The organism is Bordetella genomosp. 1, from assembly GCF_002261335.1.
Lineage (GTDB): Bacteria > Pseudomonadota > Gammaproteobacteria > Burkholderiales > Burkholderiaceae_B > Bordetella.
Window position 1 is genome coordinate 744,892 of record NZ_NEVL01000001.1, and the last position, 13,575, is coordinate 758,466.

Consider the following 13,575-nt stretch of genomic DNA (forward strand, 5'->3'; position numbering starts at 1 on the left):
CACGGCGTGCTAGTGCGTCCCCTTTTTTAGCCCACGTGTGGCGCCTGCGTCATCTGTCATGCCACGGTTCCGCCGATTCTGCTAGAATCGCGGATTCGCGTTTTCCGCAATGCGGCTTTGGCCGCCAGTCGAGGATCTCAGCGAGCCAAATTAGGACAGGTGGCCGAGTGGTTGAAGGCGCACGCCTGGAAAGCGTGTATACGTCAAAAGCGTATCGGGGGTTCGAATCCCCCTCTGTCCGCCAAGAATTTGCGCATCCTCCAGATGCCATGAAAAAACCCGCAGACGCGTGAGCGCTGCGGGTTTTTTTCATGGGCTTGGAAACTTCAATACGACCGCGAGACCTTCCTGACAAGCGGGTATCGCGGCGTTTGCGGCTTTGGCTGTTCCGCGGAGGATCGGAGGGGGCTACGCGCCTGTCTCACAGGAATAAAGCGTGAGTTCATCACGAGGCGTTGCCCCAATGCCGCGCCAGAATGCACGCCCTTTTGCGTTGTCGGCGAAGACCAACAGGTGGCACTTGGCGATGCCTTGTGCGCGGAGCGCGGCCAGGCTTGCTGAAACCAGCGCCCGTCCCAGACCCCGCCTTCTCATGAGGGGCGAGACCACGAGGTGATGTATTAACCCGCGGCGTCCGTCATGACCACACAAAATGGTGCCGACGAGCTCGTTGTCATCCCAGGCAGTGAAGCTGAGGCCGGAATTTCGATCCAGAAACGCCGATATCGCGGAATAGCTATCGGCGTCGCTCAATCCGACTTCAGGCGTGCGCAACCATAATTCGAGTGCGATCGCGTGATCGGAGGCCAGAAATTCACGCATCGTGAGAGATTTTGCGGGGCTCGAGCTTGTAGTCTGGCCGTCGAAACTCATCGGAACCTCGTTTTAGAAAGCGGGATACACAGAACCTACGTCTCCTCGCGCATCCTCTTCCACGCGGAACAGATCGTCAAACGCTGGCGTCCAGGGCTGTCGTCGATAGCTGGCTGCGCTCGAGGCGGCATCGCTCAACGCGATTGCCGAGTTGCAGCCGCATCCGCCGACCCTCACTTCCAGTCGATGCGTTCCAGCGTCATCTGCGAGATGTCGAAGTTGGCGCGGCCGACCAGGCCGTAGACGATGGCGTGGCAGCGCGCGCGCAGGTCCTTGCAGGTGAGCAGTTGCTTGCGGTCTTCGCGGGAGAGGTGGTCGGTGTTGACCGTCATCGTGTTCATGTCGCGCGGCTGGGACCGGATCATGGTAATGCCGCCGAAGCCCTGGATGTAGACCTCGACCGCGACGCGCTTGCCGCTGAGTTGATCGACGTCCAGCGTCAGGTCTTCAAAGGTCATGAACGTGTACTTGCCGGCGTCGGCCTTGGACGCCGCCGGCGCGGCGGCCTGCGGGGCGGCGACGGGCTTCAGTTTGTCATAGCAGGTCAGGCGGGTGCGGTCGTCCTGCAGCCGGGTGCAGGCGGTGTAGCCTTCCTGCAGGCTCTGGGCGGACGACAGCATGGGCAGGGCCATGGCGCAGACGAACACGGACAAGCGGGCGGCGCGGTACATCGATCTCTCCTGGTTGTTCGAGGCGCCGCGCAGCCGTTCATGGTGTCAGACTGCATTTTTGGGAAATTGCAGTCTGACACCTTTGTTTGGGGCCGGCGGCAGTTGTGATTAGGTCATGCTGATTGTGACCAATTATTCCACGAAAAGACGACAGGCTTGCCGCGCGCTGCCTCATCCAGGCACGTGTCCGCCCTCAATCAGGCCGGTGGGGGGCCAATCTCAGACGGTAGAAGACCACGCGCTCGGTTTCCTCGAAGCCCAGCGCCTCGTGCACCGCCTGCGAAACGTCGTTGTCCAGCGCGGTGTCCGATGCCAGCTCGCGGCAGCCTTGCGCGAGCGCCCAGGCGCGGCAGGCCTCGACCAGCAGGCGCGCCGCGCCGCCGCGGCGCGCCTCGGGCGCCACGTAGATGCCTTCGAGGAACGCGACGGGCGAGCTGTCGGTGCCGTTGACGTAGTCGTGCCGCAGCGCGATCTCGGCGAGCCCGATGGCGCCTGCGGGCTCCGCGGTCACGATGAACGCGGCATAGCGCGCGGGCTCGGCGAGCTGTTCGGCGATCTCGCGCCGATGCTCGGCTGCCGAGGCATCGGGCCAGAGCGCGGTGCGCAGCCGCGCCCAGTCGTCGATGAAATCGGCGCGTCGGTGAGGGGCGTGGCTGGCGAGAACGAGGGGCATGGGCGGACTCCGGAGCGGGGCGGATGCAGAATGGCCGTGCGCGACGGCACGGCCATTCTCGCAGGAACGCGGCGCGATCCCGGCTAGGCGCTCAGGTCGCGGCCGCGTGTCTCCGGCAGCACCAGCGCGCCGATGATCGCGGTGAGCGCGGCGAAGGCGACCGTGTACCAGAGGCCGCCGAAGATGTCGCCGGTGGCGATCACCACGGCCGTTGCCACGAAGGGCGCGAAACCGCCGATCCAGCCATTGCCCAGCTGCAGCGCGAGCGATACGCCGCTGTAGCGGATCTGCACCGGGAACAGCTCCACCAGCAGCGCGCCCAGGGGCCCGTAGACCATGGTGGCGAGAAAGATCAGCGCGAACAGCACGGCCACCACCATGGGCCCGTCGGGGTGCACGGGCGCGCCTGCGGGCGGCAGGCCATGCGCGGCCAGGCTGGCCATCAGGGCGGGCTCGCTGACGTCGCTCAACGCCTCGCCGTTGATGGCGACGCGCACCGGGCCGGTGCCGTCCTGCACCTTGTAGGGCACCGCGTGCGCGGCCAGCTGGCGCTTGAGCGGCGCGCAGGCGGAGCCCGTATCGCGGGCCTGGAACAGCGACAGGGAATCGTGCGCCCGGCAGCCCTCGCCGCTGATCTGCACCTGCGTCTGCGCGCGGAAGGCGGCGAGCGGCGGGTTGCCGTAGTGCGCCAGCGCCTGGAACAGCGGCACGAACAGGACCGCCGACAGCACGCAGCCGGTGAGCACGATGCCCTTGCGCCCGATCTTGTCGGAGAGCCAGCCGAAGAACAGGAAAAACGGTGTGCCGAGCGTGAGCGCGATGATGAGGTAGAGGTTGGCCTGGTCGTGCGTGAGCTTGAGCGTGGTGGTCATGAAGTACAGGCTGTAGAAGTGGCCGGTGTACCAGACCACGGCCTGGCCCGCGACCACGCCGAAGATCGCGATCAGGACCAGCTTGCGGTTGCGCGGGTTGCCCAGCGTCTCGGCGATCGGGCTGCGCGAGGTCCGGCCTTCCTTCTTCATCTGCTGGAACACCGGCGACTCGTGCAGCTTGAGCCGGATGTAGAGCGACAGCAGCAACAGCACGATCGAGCCGACGAAGGGCAGGCGCCAGCCCCAGCTGGCGAAGGCTTCCGGCGACATCGAGGCGCGGCAGATCAGGATCACGATCAGCGACAGGAACAGGCCCAGCGTGCCGGTGATCTGGATCCAGCTGGTGGTGAAGCCGCGCTGGTCGGCGCGCGAGTGTTCCGCCACGTAGGTGACCGCGCCGCCGAACTCGCCGCCCACGGCCAGGCCTTGCAGCAGGCGCAGCGCCACCAGCAGCGCGGGGGCGGCCCACCCCAGGGTCTCGAACGTGGGCAGCAGCCCGATGGCCGCGGTGGCGATGCCCATCACCAGCATGGTGATGAGGAACGTCTTCTTGCGCCCCACGACGTCGCCGAGGCGGCCGAACACGATCGCGCCGAACGGCCGCAGCACGAAGCCCGCGCCAAAGGTCGCGAGCGCGGCGAGCAGCGCCGCGGCCTCGTTGCCCTTGGGAAAGAACAGCGTGCTGAAGAACGCGGCCAGCGAGCCATAGATGAAGAAGTCGTACCATTCGAAGACGGTGCCGAGGCCGGCCGCGAAGACGATGCGTTTGGTGTCGTGGTCGAGCGGCGTGGCCGGCGCGGCCGGTTTGGAGGACAGAGCTTGAGTGGTCATGGAAGGCTCCTCAACGGGCGCGTTGCGCCAGGAACGCGGCCAGCACGCGATTGAACGCCGCGGGCTGTTCGAGCATCGGAAAGTGGCCGGCCTGCGGGATCAGGGCCAGGCCGCATCCGGGGATGCCGTCGGCGAGCGCCTCCGATTCGCACACCGGCGTGATGATGTCTTCCTCGCCCACGATCGCCAGCGTCGGAACCGTGATCTCGCCCAGCCGTGCGCGCGAGTCGGCGGCGTTGAGCGAGGCGATGGCCTGGCGGGCCACGAAGGCCGGCGTCTGTGCCACCTCTTCGCGCGCAAACGCCAGCAGCGCCGCACTCGCCGCGCTGCCGAAGGAGCGCTCGATCACGCGCTGGCTCGCCGCCACCACGCCGAGCGACTCGATGGCGGCGAGCACGTTGTCGGCGTCCACGTCCGGCCCCAGGCCGTGCGGCGTGGCGCCCACCAGCACCAGCGCGCGAACGCGGCCGGGATGGTCGAGCACGAACTGCTGCGCCACCGTGCCGCCCATCGAGAGGCCCACCAGCGTCGCGCCTTCGAGCGCCAGGGCGTCGAACACCGCATTCACGTCGGCCACGAAGGCGGCGATCGTGTACGCGCGTTGCGCGGGGCGCGGCGCGGCGCCGTGTCCGGGCAGGTTGATGAGCACGACGCGGTGGCTGGCGCTGAAGTGCGCCATCTGCTCGCGCCAGAATTCGGCGGTGGTGGTGAAGCCGTGGATGAACACCAGCGGCGCTCCCGCGCCGGCGACGCGTACGACGGTGTCGCCCAGCGCCAGGGTCTCGGTCTGCATCATGTTTTCGTCTCCGTAGTGATTTTCTTGTGGCCCGGCGCGATGCGCCGCGTCCGGGCGGTGCGAGACGGCGGTGACGCGTCTCTCGCGTCATCCATGCAAAGTGCGTGCCAGTTTCGTCCCGGACGCGGCGTTCCCGCGTGCACAGAGGGAGAACAGCGGCCACGAATCGGATTGGTCCGACGCTGGTAGGTCCCGATTGTGTCTCCGGTGTCGTGTATGGGATACATGTCTCCGGCATTAATGAGACATTCGGAGACGGCCCGGACGGGCCGCAGGGAGACGCAATGACGGCGCGCTTCATGGACGTGTTCGAGGAAGCGGAGTTCCTGCGCCTGGTGCTCGACCACGTCTCCGACAGCCTGGTCGTGGTCGACACCCACGGCACCATCGTGCTGATCAATGAACCCTATTGCCGGGTGCTGGGCGGCCGCCCCGAAGACTTCATCGGGCGCGGCATCACCGAGGTGGTCGGCCCGGCGACCAAGCTGCATCTGGTGGCGCAGGGCAGGCAGGCCCAGATCAGCTATCCGCTGGAGGTGCGCGGCCACAAGCTGGTGACCAAGCAGGTGCCGGTGCGGCGCGACGGCCAGATCGTGGGCGCCGTCGGCTTCGCGCTGTTTTCCGACGTGGCGCTGCTCAAGTCGACCTATGGGCGTGTGTTCAAGCCGGAGCTGTCGCTGTCGCAGGACGGCCAGCGCTGGACCTCGAAATACGACATGGCGGACATCGTCGGCGAGGGCGCCCGCATGGCGGCCTATCGCGAGAGCCTCGAGCAGATCGCCCGCCACGATTTTCCGGTGCTGATCTCCGGCGAGACCGGCGCGGGCAAAGAGCTGGCGGCCCACGTGATCCACGCCCGGTCGGCGCGCGCGGCCGGGCCGTTCGTGTGGGTCAACTGCGCGTCGATCCCGAGCGAGCTGATCGAGGCCGAGCTGTTCGGCTACGAGGGCGGCGCCTTCACCGGCGCGCGCCAGCGCGGCAAGCCGGGCAAGTTCGAGCTGGCGGCCGGCGGCGTGCTGTTTCTCGACGAGATCGGCGACATGCCGCTGGCCTTGCAGGGCAGTCTGTTGCGCGTGCTGCAGGCCAGGGAGTTCGTGCGCGTGGGCGGCACGGCGCCGGTGAGCGTGGACGCGCGCGTGGTGTGCGCCACCAACCGATCGCTCGAAGCGCAGGTGCGCGCGGGGCGCTTCCGTGCCGATCTCTATCATCGGCTCAACGTGCTCGCCGTCGAGGTGCCGAGCCTGCGCGAGCGCGACGACATCGCGTCGCTCGCCGACAGCCTGCTGGCGCGGGTGGCGTCGCGGGCCGGCCAGCCCGTGCCCGTCCTGTCGGCTGCGGACCATCGCCGGCTGCGCGGCCACGACTGGCCCGGCAACGTGCGCGAGCTCGAGAACGTGCTGACCCGCCTGCTGGTGGCGGGCACCCTGGCGCTGCCGCAGGCCATGCCCGCCGCGGTGGGCGCGGCCACGGACGCGGCGCCCCTGAAGCGGCGAATGCGCACGCTCGCGCAGGCCGAAATCCACGAGGCCCTGCGCGATGCAGGCGGCAACAAGCGGCGCGCTGCCGAGCGGCTCGGCATCAGCCGGGCCCATCTCTATCGCCTGCTCGCGGACACGTCCAGCGCCGAAGACTGACGTGTTGTCGAACGATGGTTGCCTGTGCAATCATCCCTGCGCCACTACATTCCGCATGAGGACCCCGCGCTTGGAGATCTACCGAGAATCCCCCCGCCGCGCCGACGTGATGGCGCTGATCGATGCGCTCGACGCCTATCAGATGCCGCTGTCGCCGCCCGAGAGCCATCATGGCGTGGATATCGAGGCGCTGTGTCGCGACGACATCGTGTTCCTGGTGGCGCGCGACGCGGGCGGCAAGGCGCTGGGCTGCGGCGGCATCCTGCTGACGCCGGCGTATGCCGAGCTCAAGCGCATGTATGTGGATCCCGCCGCGCGCGGGCTGGGCGTGGCGCAGCAGATCCTGGCGCGGCTCGAGGCCGCGGCCGCAGAGGCCGGGATCGCACGCGTCTGTCTCGAGACCGGCGTACGCCAGGACGATGCGCTGCGCTTCTACCGCCGCAGCGGCTATGTCGACTGCGCGCCTTTCGGCGACTACCTGCCGGACCCGCACAGCGCCTTCATGCAGAAGCTGCTGTAGCGACGCGTGCGCGGGCATGCCCCAGCAGCCAGGCGGCTGCGCTTGCGCTACTCTGGCATCCCGTCCACCCGATCCCGCCGGAGCCATGAGCACAGCCCCCGTATCCCCGCCCCTCGAAGTCCTGCCGCGTGACATCTCCGCCTATCGCAAGGGCAACACCGGCATCGATTACGTGCATCGTTTCGAGTCCGGCAAGCCCGGGCCACACGTGCTGATCAATGCGCTCACGCATGGCAACGAGATCTGTGGCATGGTGGCCGCCACGCATCTGCTCGACACCCAGGTGCGGCCCAGGATCGGCACGCTCACGGTCAGCTTCGCGCACGTCGAGGCCTACGAGGCGTTCGACGCCGAACGGCCCTACGAAAACCGCCAGCTGGTGCACAACCTGAATCGCATCTGGACGCCGGCCATGCTGGACGGCGCCGAGGACAGCCCGGAGCTGCGCCGCGCGCGCGAGCTGCGGCCGGTGATCGACGCCGCCGATGCGGTGCTCGACATCCATTCCACCAGCGCGCCGGTGCGGCCGTTCTGGGTCTATTACGATTCGCCGCGCAACGCGGCGCTGGCCACGGCCGTGGGCGCGCCCGACGTGCATCTGCTGATGCCGGACGGCAAGGGCCCCGGATCGCCGCTGATCGGCTATGGCCGCCACGGCGGCGATGCGCCCACGAGCCAGGGATCGCTGGTGGTGGAGTGCGGCCAGCACTTCGCCCGCTCGGCCGCCGAGCTGGCCACGGCCACCACGCTGCGTTTCCTGGCGCATTTCGGGCTGATCGAGCCGCAGGCGCCGGCCGCCGTGGCGCCGCAGCGCTTCAAGCTGCTGCAGGTGCACGTGGTCAAGTCGGAAGACTTCCGTTTCGTGCGGCCGCTGGTGGGCTTCGAGACCTTCGCCCGCGACGAACTCATCGCCGTGAATGGCGACGAGGAAATCCGCGCGCTGTGCGATGACTGCACCATCTTCATGCCGGCGCGCGTGCCGATCGTGGGCCGCGAGGCCGTCTATCTCACGATGCCGGCCTGATCGCGGCAGGGCCGCCGGTGCGCGCACCGGCGGTGGCCTCAGTCGGCGCGGGTGCCCGGCGGCAGGTTGGCGCGCACCATGCGGCCGGCGATCGATTCCCGCATCGGAATGTCGGGCAGCGCGGCGCCCGGGCCGAACCATCTCGCCTCGGCGATCTCGTCCTCCTGAATCCGCACCTCGCCGCCGTCGTATTCGGCGGTGAAGGCGATCATCAGCGAATGCGGGAAGGGCCACGACTGGCTGCCGAAGTAGCGCAGATCGCGCACCTTCAGGCCGACCTCTTCCTCGACCTCGCGGTGCACCGCGTCTTCGATGCTCTCGCCGGCCTCGACGAAGCCGGCCAGCGCGGTGTAGCGCGCCTGGGCATAGCGCGCATGGCGCGCCAGCAGGATCTCGTCGCCGCGCTTGATCAGCACCATCATGGCGGGGGAGATGCGCGGGTAGGAATGCAGGCCACAGGCCGGGCACTGCAGGCACAGCTCGTGATGCGCGTGCACCATGGGCGTGGCGCAGACGCCGCAGTAGCGATGCGTGCGCACCCACTCCGCGATCTGGAAGGCGCGGCCGGCCACGCCGGCCTGCTCGCCCAGCTCGGACAGCAGCGCGCGCAGCTTGCGGAAGGCGTAGCCGGCCGGTGCCTGCGCGTCGCGCGCGATGTGGGTGGTGCGGTAGTCGGGTTGGCGCTGATGCCAGACCTGCTGCATGGTGTCGATGCGCACGCCCAGCAGTTCACAGACGGTGGCGTCGGGCAGTTCGATGCCTTCCTCGCGCACCAGCAGCTCGTCGCCGCGGAAGATGAAGTTCACGACAGGGTCCTCGATGTTGCGATCGCGTCGGTCGGTGGCCGCCGGCGGCGTGTTGTGCGAGCTAGTGTATTCCTGTCGCCGCCGCCGCGCACGGCCGTCGTCCGTGCGCCGAATGCAGCGCGGCCCGCGCGAGGCGGGCCGCTCGATTTCCCAAAGACCCGCGCGGCCTACTGGATCTTGATATTGCGTTCCTTCACCAGCGCCGCCCACTGCGCGGTCTCCTTGGCGAGGTGGTCGCGCAGCGCGTCGGGGCTGCCGCCGATGGGCTCGGCGCCGATCGAATCCAGCGTGCTCTTGACCTTCGGATCGGCCAGGGCCTGGCGCATCGCGCCGTTGAGGCGGGCGATCACCTCGGGCGGTGTGCCGGCCGGTGCGAACGCCGCGAACCAGGGCATCAGCTCGTAGCCCGGCAGGCCGGCCTCGGCCACGGTGGGCACGTCGGGCAGGGCGGACGAGCGCTTGGCCGTGGTGACCGCCAGGGCGCGCAGCTTGCCCGACTGGATGTGCGGCTTGGCCGAGGTGATGCTGTCGAACATGTAGTCGACCTGGCCGCCGAGCAGATCGGCGATGGCGGGGCCGCTGCCCTTGTAGGGCACGTGCAGCATGTCGATCTGCGCCCGCGACACGAACAGCTCGCCGGCCAGGTGGATGGAGGTGCCGACCCCGGCCGAGGCGTAGCTGTAGTGCCCCGGTTTGGCGCGCGCCTTCGCGATCACGTCCTGCACGCTGGACACGTCGTTGCGGGCGGGGTTGGTGACCAGCACGTTCGGCACCACGGCGAGCAGCGAGACCGGCGCGAAGTCCTTCTGCGGGTCGTAGGTCATGTCGCGGTAGAGCGCGGGATTCACGGCCATGCCGTTGGCCGCGATCATGATGGTGTAGCCGTCGGGGGCGGCGCGCGCCACGGTGGCGGCGCCGATGTTGCCGCCCGCGCCGGCGCGGTTTTCCACGATGAACGAGGTGCCGAGCTCACGGCCCATCGCTTCGCCGAGCGTGCGGGCGATGCTGTCCATGGCGCCGCCGGGCGGGAAGGGCACGACCCATTTCACGGGGCGCTCGGGATAGCCTGCGGCCTGGGCGGCCAGCGTGGCGCCGCACAGCGCCAGTCCGCTCGCGAGGCGGGCGAGCCGGTGTTTGAACATCATGTCTTCGTCTCCAGTCATTATCGTTGCCGGCGCAACCGTGAGGCTGGCGCGCGGCGGCGGGCGCCGCTCCCGGCGGGGAGGGCGCGGCGGATGGCGCCATACCTGAATTGGCACTCCGCGGACGAATTCCAGTATTGCCATGCCAGGCGCGAGCGTCCAAGACTATATTGGTCGGCATCCATACCTCTCGGGTATCCCAATCATGGAACTCCGGCATCTGCGCTACTTCCAGGCGGTGGCGCGCGAAGGCAGCTTCACGCGGGCGGCCGCCGTATTGCACATCGCCCAGCCGCCGCTGTCGCGGCAGATCCGCCAGCTCGAGGAAGAGCTGGGGGTGCAACTGTTCGAGCGGGCGCCGCGCGCGCTGCGGCTCACGGAGGCGGGCCGCTATTTCTACGAGCAGTCGCTGCAGCTCACGGCCCGGCTCGAAGACGTGGTGGCAGGCACGCGCCGGCTCGGCGCCCAGGCCACGCGCTGGTTCGGCATCGGTTTCGTGCCCTCGTCGCTGTACGGCTTCGTGCCCGAGCTGATCCGTCAGCTGCGCGAGGCGGATGCACGCGTGGAGGTCGGGCTCACCGAGATGACGACGCTGCCGCAGATCGAGGCGCTCAAGCGCGGCCACATCGACCTGGGCATCGGCCGCATCCTGTTCGACGATCCTGCCATCGAGCGGCTCGAACTGATGAGCGAGCCGCTGGTCGCCGTGATGCCGCTGGCGCACCGCCTGGCCCGGCGCGCGCGCGTGCCGGTGGCCACGCTCGCCGCGGAGCCCTTCGTGCTCTACCCGGCGCGGCCGCGGCCCAATTACGCCGATCACGTGCTGGGGCTGTTTCGCGCGGCGGGCGAGTCGCCCCAGGTGGTGCAGGAAGCCAACGAGCTGCAGACCGCGCTCGGCCTGGTCGCCGCCGGCATCGGCGTGACCGTAGTGCCCGCGGCCGTGCAGCGCGCGCACCGGCCCGACCTGGCCTATGTGCCGATCGCCTCCGATGCCTTCACGTCCCCGGTGATCCTGAGCTGGCGTAAGGACGACACGTCCGCCTTCCTGTTGCAGGCCGTCGCCACCGCGCAGCAACTGGCGCGAGGCGCCTGAGCCTCTGCTAGCATACGTGGCACCCGGCCACGCGCCGCGCCCCTGGGCGTGCGCGGCCACGCAGCACACGGCGCCGGGCATCCGAGGGTAAGAATCGACCCGTGCCGGCCACGCAGCCGCATGGGCAGCTCACGGCCGCGAACGCGGCCCGGCCTGGGGGAGGAGTGCGGCATGTCTGCGGTCGACGACGAGTCGGGTAGAAATGTGGTGGCAGTGGGGCTGTGCGTCGTGCTGGCCGTGGCCGGCGTCCTGCTCGGCCTGGGCGGTCTGAAGCTTTTCCTGTTGGGCGGATCCGCCTACTTCCTCTGTACCGGCGCGGCCTGTCTGGCCGCGGCCATCCTGCTCTGGCTCGGTCACGCCGGCTGCCTCGCGGCCTACGGCGCCATGCTGGCCTGGACCCTCGCCTGGTCGCTCTGGCAGGTGGGGCTGGACTTCTGGGGCCTGGCCGGGCGGCTCGGCTTCCTGTTCCTGCTCGGCATGGCTTTCTGGCTGCCGCCGGTGATGCGCTGGCTCAGGCTCGGCGCGCACGCCGATCGGGCGCTGCGTTTCGGCACGATGGCGCTGGCCGTGTCGCTGGCCGGCATCGTGGTGGCGGGCGTGCTGCGCAGCCAGGCCGGCCGCGAGCCGCCGGTGGCGCCGCCATCCGCCCTGGCCGCCGCCGCGCCGGCGGTTGCGGGCGCAACCGACTGGCCCTACTACGGCAATGATGCCGGCGGCACGCACTACGCCGCGCTGGCGTCGGTGCAGCCCGGCAACGTCGCCCGCCTGCGCGTGGCCTGGACCTACCGCACCGGCGAGTGGGAAGAGGGCGCCGAGCCGCGCCGGCTTGAGGTCACGCCGTTGAAGGTGGGCGACAGCCTCTATCTCTGTTCGGCCCGCAACGTGTTCATCGCGCTCGATGCGCGCACCGGCCGCGAACGCTGGCGCCACGATCCACAGGGCGGTGCGGCAATTTCCGGCGCGGCCGCGGCCTGTCGCGGCGTCGCCTTTCATGCCGTGCCGGGCGCCGACCCGGCCGCCTCCTGCAGTGCGCGCGTCTATGGCGCCACGGCCGACGCGCGGCTGCTGGCGCTCGATGCGCGCACCGGCGCGCCCTGTCGCGGCTTCGGCCGCGACGGCGCCGTGGACCTGCGGGATGGCTCGGGCAATGCACGGCACGCGTTCTATGCCACCTCGGCGCCGCAGGTGGTGCGCGGCCGTGTCGTGCTGGGCGGCTGGCTCAGCGATGGCCAGTCGGTCGGCGAGCCGGGCGGCCGCGTGCGCGCCTATGACGCCGTCACCGGCGCCTACGCCTGGTCGGTCGACCCCGACGAGGACGCGCCCTCGTCGCAGCCGAGCGATCCGAATGCCTGGGCGCCGATCAGCACCGACGAGACGCTGGGCCTGGTCTTCGTGCCGACCGGCAGCGTGGATGCGGGCGCCACCCTGTCGGCGGGTGCCGCGCGCACGCATCTCTACGGCGCCGTGGTGGCGCTGGATGCCGCAAGCGGGCGCGCGCGCTGGACCTTCCGCGCGCCGCGGGCCTCGCAATGGGATTACGACGTGGCGTCGCAACCGGTGCTGCTCGACGTGGCGGGGCCGCACGGCACCGTCCCGGCTGTCCTGCAGCTCAGCAAGCGTGGCCAGGTCTACCTGCTGGACCGCCGCAGCGGCGAGCCGCTGGCGCCGCCGCCGGGGCAGCCGGCGGCCCCTGCCGGCGACGGCCCGCTGCGCGAGGACGACATGTGGGGGCTCGCGCCCTTCGACCAGCTGTGGTGCCGCCTGCGTCTGCGCCAGTCGGACGCGGATGCGACGCCGGCCACCGGCCCCCGCCCGTATCTCGATCTGCCCGCCCTGCTGGGCGGGGTGAGCTGGGGCGGCGCGGCGCTGGATCCGCAGCGCGGCGTGCTGGTGCTGAACTGGGCGCGACTGCCGCTGTACGACCCGCTGGCCAGCGCCGCGCCCGCGGCCGGGCCGCAGCGTTCGTCGGTCACGCCCTTTCTGTCGCCGCTGGGGGCGCCCTGTGCGGCGCCGCCCTACGGCCATCTGGCCGCCGTGGATCTGCGCGCCGGCAAGGTGCTGTGGCAGACCCGGCTGGGGTCGGCCTACGACGCCGTGCCGCTCGGCCTGCGTTCCTTCGTGCCGATTCCGCTCGCCACCGGCACGGCGGGCGGGGCATTGCTGACCGCAAGCGGCCTGGTGTTCACGGTGTCGGCGCGCGAGCAGGCCTTGCGCGCGGTCGATCTGCGCAGCGGCGACGTGTTGTGGCAGGACCGGCTGCCCGCGGGCGGGCAGGCCACGCCGATGGCGTACCAGGACGCGGAGGGCCGGCCCTATGTGGTGATCGCCGCCGGCGGCCACCCCTCGATGAAGACGCGGCCGGGCGATTTTCTGGTCGCCTATACCTTGCCCTGACCCGCGTCCGCCACCCGGCGGCGCGGATACATTGATTTCCCCATCGCGCGCCGAATCTGAAATAAAATTTAACGTATGTGTTTCAGGGTTTAACCGAAACAGGCGGCGCAACGCGACGGATTCGAGGCAAGCCGGAAGGGCGCGTGCAGGGAGCCGCTCGTGGACTCAACCAGAGAGGGCACCGATGCAGCAGGGGATTTCCGCAGCGGCCGGCGCGCACGGCGCGATGCGCCGCGCCGCGTCCGC

At 69.8% G+C, this 13,575-nt stretch carries 12 protein-coding genes and 1 tRNA gene; 6 read left to right on the forward strand and 7 right to left on the reverse strand.

Annotated features, from left to right (window positions below):
* Positions 1 to 153 precede the first annotated feature (153 nt).
* Positions 154 to 244: transfer RNA gene (locus CEG14_RS03400), tRNA-Ser, on the forward strand.
* A 164-nt stretch (positions 245 to 408) separates the two neighbouring features.
* Here CEG14_RS03400 and CEG14_RS03405 read toward each other — a convergent pair.
* From CEG14_RS03405 to CEG14_RS03425, 5 genes are all read right to left on the reverse strand, one after another.
* Positions 409 to 873, reverse strand: a complete 465-nt coding sequence (locus CEG14_RS03405) for a GNAT family N-acetyltransferase (protein WP_094824932.1) — start codon at positions 871 to 873, stop codon at positions 409 to 411.
* Between the two features lie 173 nt (positions 874 to 1,046).
* Entirely contained in the window at positions 1,047 to 1,544 is a 498-nt protein-coding gene (locus tag CEG14_RS03410; RefSeq protein WP_094824933.1) for a hypothetical protein, read from the reverse strand.
* Positions 1,545 to 1,737: 193 nt separating this feature from the next.
* On the reverse strand, positions 1,738 to 2,217 hold the full coding sequence (gene aac(6') / locus CEG14_RS03415; protein ID WP_094824934.1) for an aminoglycoside 6'-N-acetyltransferase: 480 nt from the start codon (positions 2,215 to 2,217) through the stop codon (positions 1,738 to 1,740).
* An 83-nt stretch (positions 2,218 to 2,300) separates the two neighbouring features.
* Positions 2,301 to 3,920, reverse strand: a complete 1,620-nt coding sequence (locus CEG14_RS03420) for an MFS transporter (protein WP_094824935.1) — start codon at positions 3,918 to 3,920, stop codon at positions 2,301 to 2,303.
* 10 nt (positions 3,921 to 3,930) lie between these two features.
* The gene (locus CEG14_RS03425) at positions 3,931 to 4,716 is read right to left on the reverse strand and encodes an alpha/beta fold hydrolase (protein WP_094824936.1); all 786 of its coding nucleotides are present in this window, start codon (positions 4,714 to 4,716) and stop codon (positions 3,931 to 3,933) included.
* A 284-nt stretch (positions 4,717 to 5,000) separates the two neighbouring features.
* Between CEG14_RS03425 and CEG14_RS03430 the strand changes: the two genes are divergently transcribed.
* The 3 genes from CEG14_RS03430 to CEG14_RS03440 all read left to right on the forward strand — a co-directional run bounded on the left by CEG14_RS03430 (position 5,001) and on the right by CEG14_RS03440 (position 7,894).
* Positions 5,001 to 6,350, forward strand: a complete 1,350-nt coding sequence (locus CEG14_RS03430; RefSeq protein WP_094824937.1) for a sigma-54 interaction domain-containing protein — start codon at positions 5,001 to 5,003, stop codon at positions 6,348 to 6,350.
* Between the two features lie 70 nt (positions 6,351 to 6,420).
* The gene (locus CEG14_RS03435) at positions 6,421 to 6,870 is read left to right on the forward strand and encodes a GNAT family N-acetyltransferase (protein WP_094824938.1); all 450 of its coding nucleotides are present in this window, start codon (positions 6,421 to 6,423) and stop codon (positions 6,868 to 6,870) included.
* An 85-nt stretch (positions 6,871 to 6,955) separates the two neighbouring features.
* Positions 6,956 to 7,894, forward strand: coding sequence for a succinylglutamate desuccinylase/aspartoacylase domain-containing protein (locus tag CEG14_RS03440; RefSeq protein WP_094824939.1), 939 nt, complete (start codon positions 6,956 to 6,958; stop codon positions 7,892 to 7,894).
* Positions 7,895 to 7,932: 38 nt separating this feature from the next.
* On the opposite strand, the gene nudC is transcribed toward CEG14_RS03440, so the two are convergent.
* The gene (gene nudC / locus CEG14_RS03445; RefSeq protein WP_179280526.1) at positions 7,933 to 8,700 is read right to left on the reverse strand and encodes an NAD(+) diphosphatase; all 768 of its coding nucleotides are present in this window, start codon (positions 8,698 to 8,700) and stop codon (positions 7,933 to 7,935) included.
* A gap of 167 nt (positions 8,701 to 8,867) precedes the next feature.
* A complete protein-coding gene (locus CEG14_RS03450) occupies positions 8,868 to 9,842 on the reverse strand; it encodes a Bug family tripartite tricarboxylate transporter substrate binding protein (RefSeq protein ID WP_256985583.1) in 975 nt (324 codons plus the stop codon).
* Positions 9,843 to 10,047: 205 nt separating this feature from the next.
* Between CEG14_RS03450 and CEG14_RS03455 the strand changes: the two genes are divergently transcribed.
* On the forward strand, positions 10,048 to 10,935 hold the full coding sequence (locus tag CEG14_RS03455) for a LysR family transcriptional regulator (RefSeq protein WP_094824941.1): 888 nt from the start codon (positions 10,048 to 10,050) through the stop codon (positions 10,933 to 10,935).
* 171 nt (positions 10,936 to 11,106) lie between these two features.
* A complete protein-coding gene (locus CEG14_RS03460; protein WP_143277163.1) occupies positions 11,107 to 13,329 on the forward strand; it encodes an outer membrane protein assembly factor BamB family protein in 2,223 nt (740 codons plus the stop codon).
* Positions 13,330 to 13,575: the final 246 nt, after the last annotated feature.

Coding starts and splice junctions, on each gene's coding strand:
- CEG14_RS03405 (WP_094824932.1), bottom strand. CDS start 873: ATGAGTTTCGACGGCCAGACTACAAGCTCGAGCCCCGCAAAATCTCTC.
- CEG14_RS03410 (WP_094824933.1), bottom strand. CDS start 1,544: ATGTACCGCGCCGCCCGCTTGTCCGTGTTCGTCTGCGCCATGGCCCTG.
- CEG14_RS03420 (WP_094824935.1), bottom strand. CDS start 3,920: ATGACCACTCAAGCTCTGTCCTCCAAACCGGCCGCGCCGGCCACGCCG.
- CEG14_RS03425 (WP_094824936.1), bottom strand. CDS start 4,716: ATGATGCAGACCGAGACCCTGGCGCTGGGCGACACCGTCGTACGCGTC.
- CEG14_RS03430 (WP_094824937.1), top strand. CDS start 5,001: ATGACGGCGCGCTTCATGGACGTGTTCGAGGAAGCGGAGTTCCTGCGC.
- CEG14_RS03440 (WP_094824939.1), top strand. CDS start 6,956: ATGAGCACAGCCCCCGTATCCCCGCCCCTCGAAGTCCTGCCGCGTGAC.
- CEG14_RS03450 (WP_256985583.1), bottom strand. CDS start 9,842: ATGTTCAAACACCGGCTCGCCCGCCTCGCGAGCGGACTGGCGCTGTGC.
- CEG14_RS03455 (WP_094824941.1), top strand. CDS start 10,048: ATGGAACTCCGGCATCTGCGCTACTTCCAGGCGGTGGCGCGCGAAGGC.
- CEG14_RS03460 (WP_143277163.1), top strand. CDS start 11,107: ATGTCTGCGGTCGACGACGAGTCGGGTAGAAATGTGGTGGCAGTGGGG.